The following is a 14,609-nucleotide window of genomic DNA, read 5'->3' on the forward strand; positions in this document are numbered from 1 at the left end:
CGTGTTCGATGGCACGCAAGTCTTTGGAGTTCATCACATAGGTGCCGTGCTCGTCCTCTTCAATCGGCATGTAACTACCTGGGCGCTGACTTTCTTCAATCACATAGACCTCAGAGCGCGCTTGCTGCTCCCGCTGGGCGGCCTCTTGCGGCGCCAGAATGTCGCCCGAAGCATCGACCACACCCGGCAGGGTTTTGTAATCCCAGCGACACGAGTTAGTGCAACTGCCCTGGTTCGCGTCGCGGTGGTTGAAGTAGCCCGACAGCAGGCAGCGGCCCGAGTAGGCGATGCACAGCGCGCCGTGCACGAACACTTCGAGCTCGGTGTCCGGGCATTCTTGCCTGATTTGCGCGACCTGGTCGAGCGAGAGTTCGCGCGACAGGATTACGCGGGCCACACCGACGCTTTTCCAGAACTTGACGGCGGCAGAGTTGACGGTGTTGGCCTGCACCGAGAGGTGGATTTCCATCTCGGGCCAGGTCTCGCGCACCATCATGATGAGGCCGGGGTCAGACATGATCATGGCGTCGGGCTTCAAGGCAATAACCGGCGCCATGTTTTGCACGTAGCTCTTGATCTTGTTGTCGTGCGGAAAGATGTTGGACACCAGGTAAAACTTGTTGCCTAACTCGTGCGCCCGGTCCACGCCCTGCTTGAGCACGTCGATGTTGCCAAAGTCGTTGTTGCGTACCCGCAGTGAGTAGCGCGGCTGGCCGGCATAAACTGCCGTGGCACCAAAGGCCATGGCAGTTTCCAGCATGGTGAGCGAGCCGGCGGGGGCCAGCAATTCGGGGGTTTTAAAGGTCATGCCCAGTTCCAAAAAAGTAAATAAACGCACCGGCGAAGCTGCGGTGTGCCGTGAGGCGATGCGCTAGAAGTAGAAATCGTCGTCTTCATCTCTTAGCATGGCTTTGGCCTGGCGGCGGTAGGCTTTGAGCCAGACCTTCAGCGCAGGAAGCTCTTTGAACATTTTCAAATCTTGCTTGAGTCCTTGCACGTGGCGCTTGAGGTCGGCGATATCGCGGTTCAAAAGCGGCATCACACTGGCCGGGGTCAGCGTTTGAAATGTGAACTGATTGAACTGCGACCGCAGAGGCATTTCCACATACTCAATTTCCTGCTCCAACTCGGCCAGTTGCTCTTTCAGAATTTTATTGAAATGTTTGACCCGGTCTTCCGACATGCCCGCAATGCTGTGGGCATCAATGTGTTCCAACTCCAGTTGCAGTTCCAGCAACTGCAACAGGTCTTTTTTGTCGTAGGCCTGATTGACGCGCTGCATCAGTGTGGTTTTACGTTGGCGCTCTTCCAGATCAGGTTCGCGGTCAGGATGCAGCGCACTGACCAGCTTGCGGTACACCTCGCGAATCGACAAACTGGTCTGGTCGTCTTCGGCCTTTTTCTGCGCTTCACGGGCCAGTTGTTTGGCCGTCTTTTTGCGCTGCGGGCGTGCAGACTCATCCATCTCCAACGCCTCTTGCGCCATCTGCGCCTGAATTTTCGCCAGCAATTCCTCGGGAGAATTCACATCGGATGTATCGCCCAAATCAACCCCGAACATATCCCCCATGGACTGTTTCATATCCTCTAACTCGGCGGCCGCCTCGGCGTCGAAGTCGTCATCGCTGTGCTTGTTGTAAATCGCCTTGAGGGCTTCGTCCCCGGTCTCGGCCACCAGAAGCTCGACCAGGCTGCAGATAATTTCCTGAAGCGCCCGGCGCTCGACCTTGGTCAGTCCTTTTTGGTCCATGGCCTGATCCAGCCCGTGCACCATGTCTGCTTGGCATTTCTTGAAGGACTGCATGACCGGCATGTAGTCGTTGGCCACCTTTTGCTGGTAAGTCTGCATCACCGCCTGCCATTGCACCAACTGCGCGCGCCGGGCCTCGATCTTGGCGACCAGGCTATTGAACGCCTGCTGCGCTTTGGACAAGGTGGGCTTGTTACTTTGCGGCGCGATGCGCAGCGTTTGGCTGGCAGGTTTTTTGGACATTTCTTAAATCAGATCGACGCGTTGATGGGAGACAGACCCACGGTTACATCGCCGCACTGGGCGCGGTGGCGCAGGGCGTGGTCCATCACCACCAGCGCCAGCATGGCCTCGGCAATCGGGGTGGCGCGGATGCCAACGCAGGGGTCGTGCCGACCTTTGGTAATCACTTGCGTGGTCTGCCCGTTTACGTCAATCGACTCGCGAGGCGTCAGGATCGAACTGGTCGGCTTGATGGCAATCGACACCTCCAGGTCTTGCCCGGTGCTGATGCCACCCAACACGCCGCCCGAATTATTCGACTTGAAGCCTGCCGGCGACAGCGAGTCGCCATGCGTGGTACCGCGCTGCGCCACGCTGGCAAAACCGGCGCCAATCTCCACGCCCTTGACGGCGTTGATTCCCATCATGGCGTAGGCAATGTCGGCGTCCATCTTGTCAAACAGTGGCTCGCCCAAGCCCACAGGCACGTTAGTCGCAGAGACGCGAATGCGGGCACCGCACGAATCGCCGTCCTTGCGCAGGGCTTCCATGTAAGTCTCCAGCGCCGAGACATCAGCCACAGGGGCGAAAAACGGGTTGTTAGGCACCAGATCCCAGGACTCAAAACCAATCGGCAGTTCGCCAATTTGCGTCATGCAGCCGCGAAACTCGGTGCCATAGTGCTCAAAAAGCCACTTTTTGGCCACTGCACCGGCCGCCACCATCGGCGCCGTGAGGCGCGCGGATGAACGACCGCCACCCCGCGGATCGCGCAGGCCGTATTTCTGAAAATAGGTGTAATCGGCGTGGCCGGGGCGAAACGATTCAAGGATGTTGCCGTAATCTTTGCTGCGCTGGTCGGTATTTTTGATCAGCAGGCAAATCGGCGTGCCGGTGGTTTTGCCCTCGTAGACGCCCGACAAAATCTCGACCGCATCAGGCTCGTTGCGCTGGGTGACGAACTTGGAGGTGCCGGGGCGCCGACGATCCAGATCAATCTGGATGTCAGCCTCGCATAAGCTCATGCCCGGCGGGCAGCCGTCAATCACGCAGCCAATGGCTGGACCGTGGGATTCACCAAAGTTGGTGACTGCAAATAGTTTTCCGAATGTGTTTCCGCTCATGGGCAGGGATTATCCCAGAGCAACGAGAAAAGGCCCGAAGGCCTTGCAATTTAAGGTGCCAGTGCCGCAGCGGCGGCTGCGCCTTCTTCGGGCCAATCGTGGATATAAGCCTTGAGCATCTTGTTCTCGAAATTTTGCGTGTCCACCACAATTTTTGCCACGTCATAAAAGCTGATGACGCCCATCAGCATGCGGTTGTCCATCACTGGCATGTAGCGGGAGTGACTGCTGAGCATCATGCGGCGCACTTCGTCAATATCGGTCTCGTTGGTGCAGGTCATGGGTGAGTCGTCCATGGCGGTACGCACAATGGTGGTGCCCAGGGTACCGCCATTTTTGATCAACATCTGGATGACCTCCCGAAACGTCAGCATGCCTACCAGATCACCATATTCCATGATCACCAGCGAACCCAGGTCTTTTTCGGCCATCACGGCCACGGCCTGCGCCAGGGGTTCATCGGGGGTAGCGGTGTAAAGGGTGTTGCCCTTGACGCGCAATATATCGCTGACTTTCATAGACTTCCTCGTGGCTCGTAAATTTGTAGGGGATGCGCAGATAAGCTGTTTTGACCGGCTATTCCTGAAATATAGCCCAATAAGTCGATTACCCTCGTCAAATTCGCAAGCTCTGGGCAAAAGACTGCCCCACACCGACAAAGGATGACCATGCCCGGCTACTCAGACCCTGGTTTTGACACGCTGGCGCTGCATGCCGGTGCCGCGCCCGACCCCGCCACCGGTGCGCGGGCAGTGCCGATTCACCTCACCACATCCTTCGTTTTTGAGTCCAGCGACCACGCGGCGGCCTTGTTTAATCTGGAGCGCGCCGGCCACGTCTATTCGCGCATCAGCAACCCGACCAACGCGGTGCTGGAGCAACGGGTGGCGGCTTTGGAGGGCGGCATTGGCGCCATCAGCACCGCCAGCGGCCAGGCCGCGCTGCACCTGAGCATTGCCACGCTGATGGGCGCGGGCTCGCACATTGTGGCGAGCACCGCGCTGTATGGCGGCTCGCAAAACCTGCTGCACTACACGCTGCGCCGTTTTGGCATTGAGACCACGTTTGTGAAGCCGGGCGACATTGACGGCTGGCGCGCGGCGGTGCGGCCCAACACCAAATTATTCTTTGGCGAAACTGTGGGCAACCCGGGGCTGGATGTACTGGACATTGCCACCGTCTCAGCCATCGCCCACGAAGCCGGCGTGCCGCTGCTGGTGGACTCCACGTTGACCACGCCTTGGCTGATCAAGCCGTTCGAGCATGGTGCCGACCTGGTTTACCACTCGGCCACCAAATTTTTGAGCGGCCACGGTACCGTGATTGGCGGCATCGTGGTGGATGGCGGCAGTTTTGACTGGGACAAATCCGGCAAATTCCCGGTGTTGAGCGAACCCTACGAAGGTTTTCACAACATGGTGTTTACCGAAGAATCGACCGTCGGTGCTTTCCTGCTGCGCGCCCGGCGCGAAGGCTTGCGCGACTTTGGCGCCTGTCTGAGCCCGCATTCAGCGTGGCTGATTTTGCAGGGCATCGAAACCTTGTCGCTGCGCATGGAGCGCCACATGAGCAACACACAAAAAGTGGTGGCGTTTTTGGCCAGCCAACCGTTTGTGTCGCGGGTCGGCCACCCGCTGCTGGAAACGCATCCTAGCCATGCGCTGGCGCAAAAACTGTTGCCGCGCGGTGCCGGCTCAGTCTTCAGCTTCGACTTGAAAGGCAGCCGTGAGCAGGGCAAGAAGTTTGTCGAAAGCCTTAAGGTGTTCAGCCACCTGGCCAATGTGGGCGATTGCCGCAGCCTGGTGATTCACCCGGCCAGCACCACGCACTTTCGCATGAGCGACGAGGCGCTGGCGGCGGGTGGCATCACGCAAGGCACGATTCGCTTGAGCATCGGTCTGGAAGACGCCGACGACCTGATCGACGACTTGAAACGCGCCCTCAAGGCGGCTGAAAAAGCGTGAGCCGCAACTTTTCGCCATCTATAAATAGCTATTAATTAAATAGCTACTTACGAAAGCAGAACGGGGGCTAGAGCCCTATTTGACTCATATTTTTCTGGAATAGGCAAGCCATGTTTTTCACCGTTAACCAAGCCAAAACCTACTGCTACACCGGCGGCAAAGACTTTGATGTCGCCAAGCCGACGATCATCTTCATCCATGGTGTGCTGAACGACCACAGCGTCTGGATATTGCAAACCCGCTACTTGGCAAACCACGGCTGGAATGTATTGGCGATCGACCTTCCCGGCCACTGCCGCAGCGAGGGTGAGCCGCCCACTACAGTGGAAGCGGCCGCAGATTTCGTCATCGCCCTGATGGACGCGGCGGGCCTGGAAAAGGCGGTCTTGATCGGTCACAGCCTGGGCTCGCTGATCGCACTGGAGGCTGCAGCCCGTGCGCCGCACCGGGTCAGTCAACTGGTGCTGGTCGGCACCGCTTTCCCGATGAAGGTTTCCCCCGCGCTGCTGGAATCGTCGTTGCACGAACCCATGAAAGCCCTGGAAATGGTCAATGTCTTTTCGCGCTCCACGCTGGCACCGCCGCCCTCTGCCATGGGGCCGGGCACCTGGGTCTTTGGCGCGTCGATGGCACTGGGACGCCGGGTGCTGGCCAGCAACCCGCGCGTCAATGTCTTTCACACCGGGTTCAAAGCCTGCGACAGTTATTCAAATGGCGAAGTGGCAATAGTGCAAGTCACCTGCCCGGTGCTGTTTGTGCTGGGCAGTGTGGACCAGATGACACCGCCGAAAGCGGCCCAAAGCCTGATCAAAAAAGCGCAGAACGCCCAAGTCGTGACCTTGCCGGGCGGCCACCATCAGATGAACGAAACCCCTGAACCGATGCTATCGGCGCTGATGATTTTTTTGACAAATTGAGGCATGTCAATCTAACCCAGGTTATGGAGAACTAAACTTCAAAACTTTAGTCCCCACATTCATTGGAGAAAACCCATGGTCACAACCAAAAAAGTAGCATCTTCCAAGACTGAAGTAGCCCCTAAAAAAACAACGACCGCCAAGTCTGAGTTGCTTGCTGCTAAACCGCCAGCGGTCAAAAAAGCAGCCGTGGTGAAAACAAAAGTTCCCAAGGTCGCAAAGGCCAGCGTCTCCAAACCCACAGTGACTGACGAGCAGCGGGCACGCTACGTCGAGGTCGCAGCGTTCTACATTGCCGAGCGACGCGGCTTTACCGAAGGCAACCCAACCGACGACTGGCTGGCGGCTGAAGCTGAAGTGGATCGCCTCATTGGCACGGGCCAATTCCCGGCATCAGTCTGAGAAAAATAAACGGAACGCACTATTATTTATAGCGCATCACGCAGATGCATCAGGGGCCAGCGGCCGTTTTTCCATAAATTTTGGGTCGATTCATCTTGGCGCAGCAACAAGACATTGAGCAAGGGCGCAAGCAAGGTGGTATCAGGGTCGGCCAACAAAATATAGCGCGCTGATTCACCCTCCTTTTCTTCATTCAGCAAACCCAGCCAATCCAGCGCACACAAGGTTTCCAGCACCGGTTCGAGTTGCAGTGTGTCAACGCGCAGCAGCACCGAGAGCTGGGCAATCGTCAACCCCCGTACCGTCGTGCCGCGCAAGTGGTCCAACTGTTGCAAGGTTTCAAGCGCCAGTTGAAACTGCAAGCCGTGTGACCGGGTTCGTCGCTCCAACCCCAGCAGCAGGCTGGGCAGATAGGCGGTAATCACCGCCCCCAGCAACACAATGACCCACGCCACATAAATCCAGATCAAGAGAATCGGCACGGTGGCAAAGGCGCCATACACCACCGAATAGGTCGGCACCTTGCTCAGGTACACCGAAAGTATTTTCTTGGCCAGCTCGAAGCCCGCCGACACAAACAGGCCACCGGTCCAGGCATGGCCCCATTTCACTTGCGTGTTGGGCACATAGAAATACATGGCGGCCATTCCCCAGGCCATCAGGAAGAACTGCAACACATCCAGCAACAGTTGCACCCCGCCCGGAATCACGCCCACCACGCCTTTGGAGGCCGAAATAGCGTAGGACGTGATGGTCAGGCTAACGCCCAGCAACAGCGGCCCAAGGGTGATACCAGCCCAGTAAACCAGCACCCGCTGCCCCAGCGAGCGGGGCGTGCGCACGCGCCAGATGCCATTCAGCGTGCGGTCAATGGTCAAAATCAAGGCCAACGCCGTGGTAAACAAAATGGCGACACCCGCGAAGCCCAGTTTGCTGGCCTGACCGGCAAACTGGGTCAGGTAACCCAGCACCTGGCGTGCAATGTTGTCGGGAATCAGGCTCTCAATGAGCCACTTTTGCAGCACATCCTGAAACTTGGAAAACATCGGGAAAGCCGTAAAAATGGCCAGCGCAACGGTCATGAAGGGCACCAAAGCGATGGTGGTGGTAAAGGTCAGGCTGCTGGCGGTGAGGCCCAACCGGTCTTCCCGAAAACGCTCGCGCAGGGTGTGGGCAGTGCTTCTCCAGGGAAAGCGCGACAGGTTCTTGAGCAGGGCGTCAAGGCGAAGGGTCAAGGTCTGCGACCAAGGGGTGGGGGAACTCATGGCCGGTATGATGCCATCCCAATGAATACTGCAACTGTGATTGAACAAAATACGCCCCCGCCCGGGGTCTCCGCCACGCGCGCGCTGGCTGTCGGCAGCCTGCTCGGGCTGATTATTCTGGGGCTGGTCTGGGAATTATTTCTGGCGCCGCTTCGGCCCGGCGGTTCCTCGCTGGCGCTCAAGGTATTGCCTTTGTGCATTCCACTGGTGGGCTTGCTAAAAAACCGCATGTACACCTACCGCTGGGTCAGCCTGCTGGTCTGGCTTTACTTTACCGAAGGCGCCGTGCGGGCCTACAGCGACAAGGCGCCAGGCAATTACCTGGCCATGATTGAGGTTGGCCTGTGTCTGACCCTGTTTGTGGCCTGCGCCATGCACGTTCGCTTGCGGCTCAAATCGGTCGTCAAAGCGGACTGAGGTCATGCAAACCCTGCTGGATGCGCTGCGCCATATCGTCGGCAGCCCCCATGTTTTGACCGACGGCGACCTGACGACCTGGGAGCAGGACTGGCGCAAGCGCACACACGGCAAAGCCTTGGCGGTGGTGCGCCCGGCCAGCACCGACGAGGTGGCACGGGTCGTCAAAACCTGCGCCGAATTTCTCAAAAACAACCCCAGCAGCGGCCTTAGCCTGGTGCCCCAGGGTGGCAACACCGGGCTGGTGGTGGGTTCGACCCCCGACGCCTCGGGTCGGCAAATTGTGCTGAGCCTGCAACGCATGAATGCCGTGCGCGCCCTCGACGCCGACAACCTGACCCTGACCGCCGAGGCCGGCTGCATTCTGCAAAACCTGCAGGAAAGCGCCGAAGCCGCCGGTCTGTTGTTTCCCTTGCGCATGGCCTCCGAAGGTTCTTGCACGGTGGGTGGCAACCTCGGCACCAACGCGGGCGGCACCCAGGTGCTGCGTTTTGGCAACACACGCGAGTTGTGCCTGGGCCTTGAAGTGGTTAACGCGCAAGGCGAGGTCTGGCACGGTTTGTCGGGCCTGCGCAAAGACAACACCGGCTACGACCTGCGCCACCTGTTCATCGGGTCTGAAGGCACGCTGGGCGTCATCACGGCAGCCACGCTCAAGCTTTTTCCCCTGCCCGCCGCGCAACTCACCGCCTGGGTGGCGGTGGCGTCGCTGGAGCAAGCGGTTCGCTTGTTGGGTCTGGCGCACCGACATCTGGGTGCCGGGTTGACCGGGTTTGAGGTGATGGGGCAGTTTGCGCTGACGCTGGTCGCGCGGCACTTTCCCCAGTTGCGCGTGCCCTTGCCGTTGGAGGCTGCTTATTTCGTCTTGCTGGAAAACTCCAGCCACGAATCCGAAGCTCATGCCCGGGCCCAATTTGAAGGCTTGCTGGCCACGGCGCTGGCAGATGAATGCGCGCTGGATGCCGTGGTGGCCGAGAACCTGTCGCAAACCCGCCAACTCTGGCACTTGCGTGAAAGCATTCCGCTGGCGCAAGCGCTGGAAGGGCTCAACATCAAACACGATATTTCCGTTCCCATCTCCGCCATTCCTGACTTTGTGCGGGCCACCGATGCGCTGCTGCAAGCTGCGATTTCCGGCGTACGCGGCGTTAATTTTGGTCACTTGGGCGATGGCAATCTGCACTACAACGTGCAAGCGCCAGAGGGCGTGACACCAGCGGTGTTTTTGCGCGAGTTTGAGGCGCAAGTCAACACGCTGGTGTTTGACTCGGTGCTGGCGTTTGGCGGTTCGATTTCGGCCGAGCATGGTGTCGGCAGCCTGAAAGTCGCCACTCTTGAAAAATACAAATCGCCGGTTGCGCTGGGCATGATGCGGGTCATCAAACAAGCGCTTGACCCACTCAACCTGATGAACCCGGGGCGGGTCATTCGGGTTTAACTTGTACGAAAATCACGCCCTATGACCTCTTACCCCATCCGCTCCCAATACGAAGATTTCATGCGCCACGTCAGTACGAACGGCGTGTTCAAAGCCGACCGCACCGGCACCGGCACCACCAGCGTGTTTGGCTACCAGATGCGCTTCGATTTGAACGAGGGCTTTCCGCTGGTCACCACCAAAAAGGTCCACCTGCGCTCCATCATTCAGGAGTTGCTGTGGTTTCTGACTGGCTCCAGCGACAACAACTGGCTCAAAGAACGCGGCGTCAGCATCTGGGACGAATGGGCCCGCCCCGACGGCTCACTCGGCCCGGTTTATGGGGTGCAGTGGCGCAGTTGGCCGACACCCGATGGCGGCCACATCGACCAGATCGCCGAAGTCATCAAAACCCTCAAGAGCAACCCCGACTCGCGCCGCATCATTGTGAGCGCCTGGAACGTGGCCGACCTCGACAAAATGGCTTTGATGCCGTGCCATGCGTTCTTTCAGTTCTACGTGGCACCCGCCACCGAGCCCGGCGGCAAGGGCAAACTCAGTTGCCAGTTGTACCAGCGCAGCGCCGACATATTTTTGGGCGTGCCATTCAACATCGCCAGTTACGCGCTGCTTACGCACATGGTGGCGCAGCAGTGTGACCTGGACGTCGGCGACTTCATCTGGACCGGGGGCGATTGCCATATTTACAGCAACCATGCCGAACAGGTTGCGCTGCAACTCAGCCGTGCGCCACTGGCCTACCCGACCCTCCACATCAAACGTAAACCCGCTTCGATCTTTGACTATGAGTTTGAGGATTTTGAGGTGTTGGGCTACGAATGCCACCCCGCCATCAAAGCCCCGGTTGCCATTTAAATGAAGCTGAACCTGATTTTTGCCCGCGCCGCCAACGGCGTGATCGGCCATAACAACACCCTACCCTGGCACTTGCCCGAAGACATGGCGCACTTCAAACGCACCACGCTGGGCTGCCCGGTCATCATGGGGCGCAAGACCTGGGATTCGCTGCCACCCAAGTTTCGCCCGCTGCCCGGTCGCCTGAACATCGTCGTGACGCGCCAAGCCGACTGGCAAGCCGCTGGCGCTTTAACAGCCCATTCCTTGAAAGCTGCTTGCGATCTGTGCCCAGCTGACAGCAACGCCTGGGTGATTGGCGGCGCCGAAATTTACGCCCAGGCCCTGCCGCTGGCCAGCACCGCGGTGGTGACTGACATAGAAGCGTCATATGAAGGCGATGCTTTTGCGCCACAATTCGGACCGGAGTGGCGGGAGACTTCCCGCGAAAAGCAGGTATCAAGCACCGGTTTAAGTTTCAGTTTTGTCACCTATTGCAAAAATTCAGGAGTTTGAAATGTCAGGACATGGTTTTCACGTACACGGCCCCCACGACCACGAACTGGAGCACGCCCAACAAGGCGGCCACGGCGGCGGTGACCACGGCGGCATGATCAACCAGATCGCGATGTTCACCGCTATCGTGGCCACCATTGGCGCCATTTTTGGCTACATGGGCGGCGCCACACAGGCCAACGCCGGGTTGTACAAAAACAACGCGGCCATCAAGAAAACCGAAGCTTCCAACCAGTGGAATTATTTCCAGTCCAAGAGCACCAAACAGTCGCTGGCCGAGTTGGCGCGCGACCTGGCACCGGCCGACAAAAAAGACTTCTACCAAGGCAAGATTGACCGTTACGAAAAAGAAAAGAACGAGATCAAGGTCGGTGCCGACAAGCTCGAAGCCGATGCCACGCAATGGGACAAACAAAGCGATGAGCAAATGCACCAGCACCACCGCTGGGCGCAATCCACCACCGTGCTGCAGGTGTGCATCGCACTGGCGGCCATTGCCTTATTGACCAAGAAAAAGTGGCTGGAGTACGCCATGTTTGCTGCGGGCGGTATTGGCCTGGTCGTCGGCGGCTTGGCGGCGCTACATATTTAATAGCTGCTTACGCAGACAGAACGGGGGCTAGAAGCCGTTTGGATAAAATATTCAGGAGCAATCACTTCTCCGCGCTGGTTTACGGTGCGGCGCTGATGGTGTTGATTCACCTCATCGGCACCCTCGGCTACCTCTACATTGGCCAGCCGAATGCGACCTGGATTGACAGTTTTTACATGACCTTCATCACCGTCGCCACCATTGGCTACGGTGAAGTCATTGATTTAAGCCAGCACCCGATGGGGCGCCTTTTTACCGTGTTCATTGCCGTGATCGGCATTGCCACGATGAGCTTCCTGTTTTCTTCGCTGGTGGCTTTGCTGCTCGAATCAAATCTCAACACCGCCCTGAGGGCCAAGCGCATGGAAAAAGAAATTACCCGGCTCAGCGGCCACTACATCGTGTGCGGCATTGGCCGCGTGGGCACCAACGTGGCCCATGAACTGGTCAAGACCAACCGCCCCCTGGTGGTGATCGAGTCTGACCGCGAGGCGCTCGACCGCTGGCTGGAACACTATCCGCAAACGCTCTACCTGCACAGCGACGCCGCCGACGACGATGCCCTGCGTGCCGCCGGACTCATGACCGCCGCGGGCGTGTTTGCCGTGACCGGTGACGACAGCCACAACCTGATGGTGTCGTTATCCGTCAAGCTGCTCAACCCCAAGGCGCGGGTGGTGGCCCGAGTGCATGACATTCGCAACATCAACAAGGCCCGGCGCGCCGGCGCCGATGAAGTGGTGTCGCCGGACTTCACCGGCGGCATGCGCATCGCCTCAGCCATGCTGCGCCCGCACGCCGTCAACTTCATGGACCAGATGCTGCGCAGCGATGACGGACTGCGGGTCGAAGAAGTGGTGCTGCCCAGCCACTTTGCGCCCACCACGGTGGCCGAACTGGTGCCCAAATCCAAAGAATACATCCTGATGGCCACCCATGAGCATGGCAAGTGGGTGTTTAATCCCGCCGACGACCATGTGGTCAAGGCCGGCGTGGCGCTGGTGCTGATGTCCAACCCGGGCGGGCGTGACCACCTTGAAAAGAGAATCAACGCTTGAGCGTTTTCGTGTTCACTTTAATGCGGCACAGGCGCCATTGAAAAGCCGTAGAGTCGTTCAGGCGGCAAGCGCTTGAGCATGGCCTGGTCGCTGGCGGTACCGGTGATCGCAAATTCTGCTTGACCGGTATCGTGGCGCACGGTTCTTGCCACCGGGTGGCCGGTGGTGTCGGTGATGGACGCCACGATCGGGGCCCGCGCGTTGGCGGTTCGCTCCACCACAATCCCCAACTCCCCGGAGGCCAGTTTCACAAAGTCGCCCGGCGGGTAGATGCCAAACACCTTGACCACGGCGGTCGACAGTGGCCCGCCTTTGTCCTCGCGGTAGAGCTGTTTGATGGCCTCTTGGGGGGAGAGCGCGGCACGCAAGGCACGCGGGCTTATTTTGGCCATGAAGACGTCGCAGACGCGCAGGGCAATCGCCATTTCGTCAATGGCGGTGCAGCGACTGGGGTAACCCGTGCCATCCGATTGTTCATGGTGTTGCGCGACCGCTCGCAACCAGTCGTCGTCTTCAATGCCCAACTTGTTGAGCAGTGCCACCGTCTTGACGGGGTGCGCCTGAATTTCTGCCCGTTGCTGGTCTTTCACGGGCGTTTCCTGGGCCGCCATTTTGCCCTGCAACTCCAGGATCGTCAGGTTCATGGTGAGCGCCGCCTTGACCAGACTGAGCATGCGTGCTGTCGCCCAGCGCAGGTGGCGTGACAACAGCACGCACAACACGGCGGTGTGGATGGCATGCGTGTAGCCATAATAAAAATGCTGGTGATTGTCCTGGCGAACAGCGCGGTAAAGGGCGATGTCCACGTTGCTGTCGAGCAGCGCCAAAATATTGACGACAAAAGCATCCAACTGCGCGGCAAAGTCGGGCTTTTCTTCAGGGCGCGTCATCAGGATTCGCAGACCTTCGGCTGTTTTCGCCCAAAGACCAAACAGGTTGGGCGGGAGCACCACGGTTTTGACGTCAGGCGCCTGCTCACTTTGTGCAGAGGCAATCACTTCTTCAACGTCAACAAAGGCACCACGCTGCAGCAACTGGTCGAGCTGCGCTTCAGTCTGCACGACAAAGCCTTTGGACAGCAACAACGTGCCGTGCTCATCGCGTACGCTCCATGCCAAGGGCGCACCGAGATGAACTTTGGATCGGGGTAGTTTGATAACTTTCACGGGCCGCAGTTTAGGCATCTTCAGGGGCTTTGAAAAGATGCTGTTTTCACCTATTTTTTCTTTGCCAGCGAACCAATGCCGTGAAAGGCACAATCACCCCTTCATCGATTTGGGAATATTTTTTATGAGACTGGCCACCTGGAATGTGAACTCGCTGACCGTGCGCTTGCCGCAGGTGCTGGACTGGCTGGCCGCCAACCCGGTGGACGTGCTGGTGCTGCAGGAACTCAAAATGACGGACGACAAGTTTCCGGTGGAGGCGTTCAAGCAAGCCGGCTACCACGCCCAGTTTTTTGGCCAGAAGACTTACAACGGCGTGGCGCTGCTGTCACGCACGCCAGCCACCGAGGTGGTGAAAAACATCCCCGGCTTTGACGACGACATGGCGCGTGTCATCAGCGCCAACGTCGACGGTATTCGTGTCATCGGCGGCTATTTCCCCAACGGGCAAGAGCCGGGCAGCGACAAGTTTGAGTACAAGATGGCCTGGCTGAAAGGCCTGCGCGACTGGGTGCGCGCAGAGTTGGTCAAAACGCCGCAACTGGTGCTGATGGGCGACTACAACATCACCTTTGACGACGCCGATGTGTGGGACCCGGTGGGCTTGAAAGACACGATTCACTGCACCGAAGAAGAGCGCTACCATCTGCGCGCCCTGATCGCCATGGGGCTGCACGACGCCTACCGACTGTTTCCGCAGGCCGAGAAAAGCTACTCCTGGTGGGACTACCGCAACCTTGGTTTTCGCCGCAACCAGGGACTGCGCATCGACCACATTCTGGTCAGTGATGCGCTCAAACCACGGGTCAAAAGCTGCGTCATCGACAAGACCCCGCGCCAGAACGAGCGCCCGAGCGACCACGCGCCGGTGGTCGTGGAGCTGTCAGCGGCAACCCCCGAATAGCTATTAAATTTATAGCTGCTCGTGCAGATAAGACGGTGGC

16 protein-coding genes are annotated in these 14,609 nt (G+C 58.6%); 10 read left to right on the plus strand and 6 right to left on the minus strand.

The genetic code is table 11. The features are described 5' to 3' along the window. From WCG50_RS04835 to WCG50_RS04850, 4 genes are all read right to left on the minus strand, one after another. Window positions 1-808, minus strand: an 808-nt coding sequence (locus tag WCG50_RS04835) for a U32 family peptidase (protein ID WP_336898441.1), incomplete at its 3' end; no start/stop codon positions are given. A gap of 63 nt (window positions 809-871) precedes the next feature. Next, window positions 872-1,993, minus strand: coding sequence for a J domain-containing protein (locus WCG50_RS04840; protein WP_336898442.1), 1,122 nt, complete (start codon window positions 1,991-1,993; stop codon window positions 872-874). 8 nt (window positions 1,994-2,001) lie between these two features. After that, window positions 2,002-3,096, minus strand: a complete 1,095-nt coding sequence (gene aroC, locus WCG50_RS04845) for a chorismate synthase (protein WP_336898443.1) — start codon at window positions 3,094-3,096, stop codon at window positions 2,002-2,004. A gap of 50 nt (window positions 3,097-3,146) precedes the next feature. Then, window positions 3,147-3,614 (minus strand): CBS domain-containing protein, encoded by a 468-nt coding sequence (locus tag WCG50_RS04850; protein ID WP_336898444.1) that lies wholly within the window; start codon window positions 3,612-3,614, stop codon window positions 3,147-3,149. A 150-nt stretch (window positions 3,615-3,764) separates the two neighbouring features. Here WCG50_RS04850 and WCG50_RS04855 point away from each other — a divergent pair, with 150 nt between their 5' ends. From WCG50_RS04855 to WCG50_RS04865, 3 genes are all read left to right on the plus strand, one after another. Continuing rightward, window positions 3,765-5,060 carry an O-acetylhomoserine aminocarboxypropyltransferase gene (locus tag WCG50_RS04855; protein WP_336898445.1) on the plus strand — a complete coding sequence of 432 codons (1,296 nt, stop codon included), beginning with the start codon at window positions 3,765-3,767 and terminating at the stop codon, window positions 5,058-5,060. 110 nt (window positions 5,061-5,170) lie between these two features. Further along, window positions 5,171-5,977 (plus strand): alpha/beta hydrolase, encoded by an 807-nt coding sequence (locus WCG50_RS04860; RefSeq protein ID WP_336898446.1) that lies wholly within the window; start codon window positions 5,171-5,173, stop codon window positions 5,975-5,977. Window positions 5,978-6,052: 75 nt separating this feature from the next. Then, window positions 6,053-6,379 (plus strand): DUF2934 domain-containing protein, encoded by a 327-nt coding sequence (locus tag WCG50_RS04865; RefSeq protein ID WP_336898447.1) that lies wholly within the window; start codon window positions 6,053-6,055, stop codon window positions 6,377-6,379. Between the two features lie 26 nt (window positions 6,380-6,405). Here the strand turns inward: WCG50_RS04865 and WCG50_RS04870 are convergent, their stop codons facing one another. Beyond that, window positions 6,406-7,644, minus strand: a complete 1,239-nt coding sequence (locus WCG50_RS04870) for a YhjD/YihY/BrkB family envelope integrity protein (protein WP_336898449.1) — start codon at window positions 7,642-7,644, stop codon at window positions 6,406-6,408. A gap of 21 nt (window positions 7,645-7,665) precedes the next feature. Here WCG50_RS04870 and WCG50_RS04875 point away from each other — a divergent pair, with 21 nt between their 5' ends. From WCG50_RS04875 to WCG50_RS04900, 6 genes are read left to right on the plus strand one after another with little or no spacing between them, the layout of a single operon-like run. Continuing rightward, on the plus strand, window positions 7,666-8,061 hold the full coding sequence (locus tag WCG50_RS04875; RefSeq protein WP_336898450.1) for a DUF2069 domain-containing protein: 396 nt from the start codon (window positions 7,666-7,668) through the stop codon (window positions 8,059-8,061). 4 nt (window positions 8,062-8,065) lie between these two features. Then, window positions 8,066-9,499: an FAD-binding oxidoreductase gene (locus WCG50_RS04880; RefSeq protein WP_336898451.1), complete on the plus strand. Its 1,434-nt coding sequence runs from the start codon at window positions 8,066-8,068 to the stop codon at window positions 9,497-9,499. A 21-nt stretch (window positions 9,500-9,520) separates the two neighbouring features. Continuing rightward, complete coding sequence (locus WCG50_RS04885; protein ID WP_336898452.1) at window positions 9,521-10,354, plus strand: thymidylate synthase; 834 nt, start codon at window positions 9,521-9,523, stop codon at window positions 10,352-10,354. Then, a complete protein-coding gene (locus WCG50_RS04890; RefSeq protein ID WP_336898453.1) occupies window positions 10,355-10,849 on the plus strand; it encodes a dihydrofolate reductase in 495 nt (164 codons plus the stop codon). It abuts the gene before it with no gap. 1 nt (window position 10,850) lies between these two features. Continuing rightward, window positions 10,851-11,441 (plus strand): DUF4337 domain-containing protein, encoded by a 591-nt coding sequence (locus WCG50_RS04895; protein WP_336898454.1) that lies wholly within the window; start codon window positions 10,851-10,853, stop codon window positions 11,439-11,441. 38 nt (window positions 11,442-11,479) lie between these two features. Further along, window positions 11,480-12,499, plus strand: coding sequence for an NAD-binding protein (locus WCG50_RS04900; RefSeq protein ID WP_336898455.1), 1,020 nt, complete (start codon window positions 11,480-11,482; stop codon window positions 12,497-12,499). Window positions 12,500-12,516: 17 nt separating this feature from the next. On the opposite strand, the gene WCG50_RS04905 is transcribed toward WCG50_RS04900, so the two are convergent. Beyond that, entirely contained in the window at window positions 12,517-13,665 is a 1,149-nt protein-coding gene (locus WCG50_RS04905; RefSeq protein WP_336898456.1) for an HD domain-containing phosphohydrolase, read from the minus strand. A 124-nt stretch (window positions 13,666-13,789) separates the two neighbouring features. On the opposite strand from WCG50_RS04905, the gene xth reads away from it, so the two are divergent. After that, window positions 13,790-14,569 carry an exodeoxyribonuclease III gene (xth, locus tag WCG50_RS04910; protein ID WP_336898457.1) on the plus strand — a complete coding sequence of 260 codons (780 nt, stop codon included), beginning with the start codon at window positions 13,790-13,792 and terminating at the stop codon, window positions 14,567-14,569. The last annotated feature ends 40 nt before the right edge of the window (window positions 14,570-14,609 follow it).

This window comes from Rhodoferax sp. (assembly GCF_037143375.1).
Taxonomy (GTDB): Bacteria; Pseudomonadota; Gammaproteobacteria; order Burkholderiales; family Burkholderiaceae_C; genus Rhodoferax.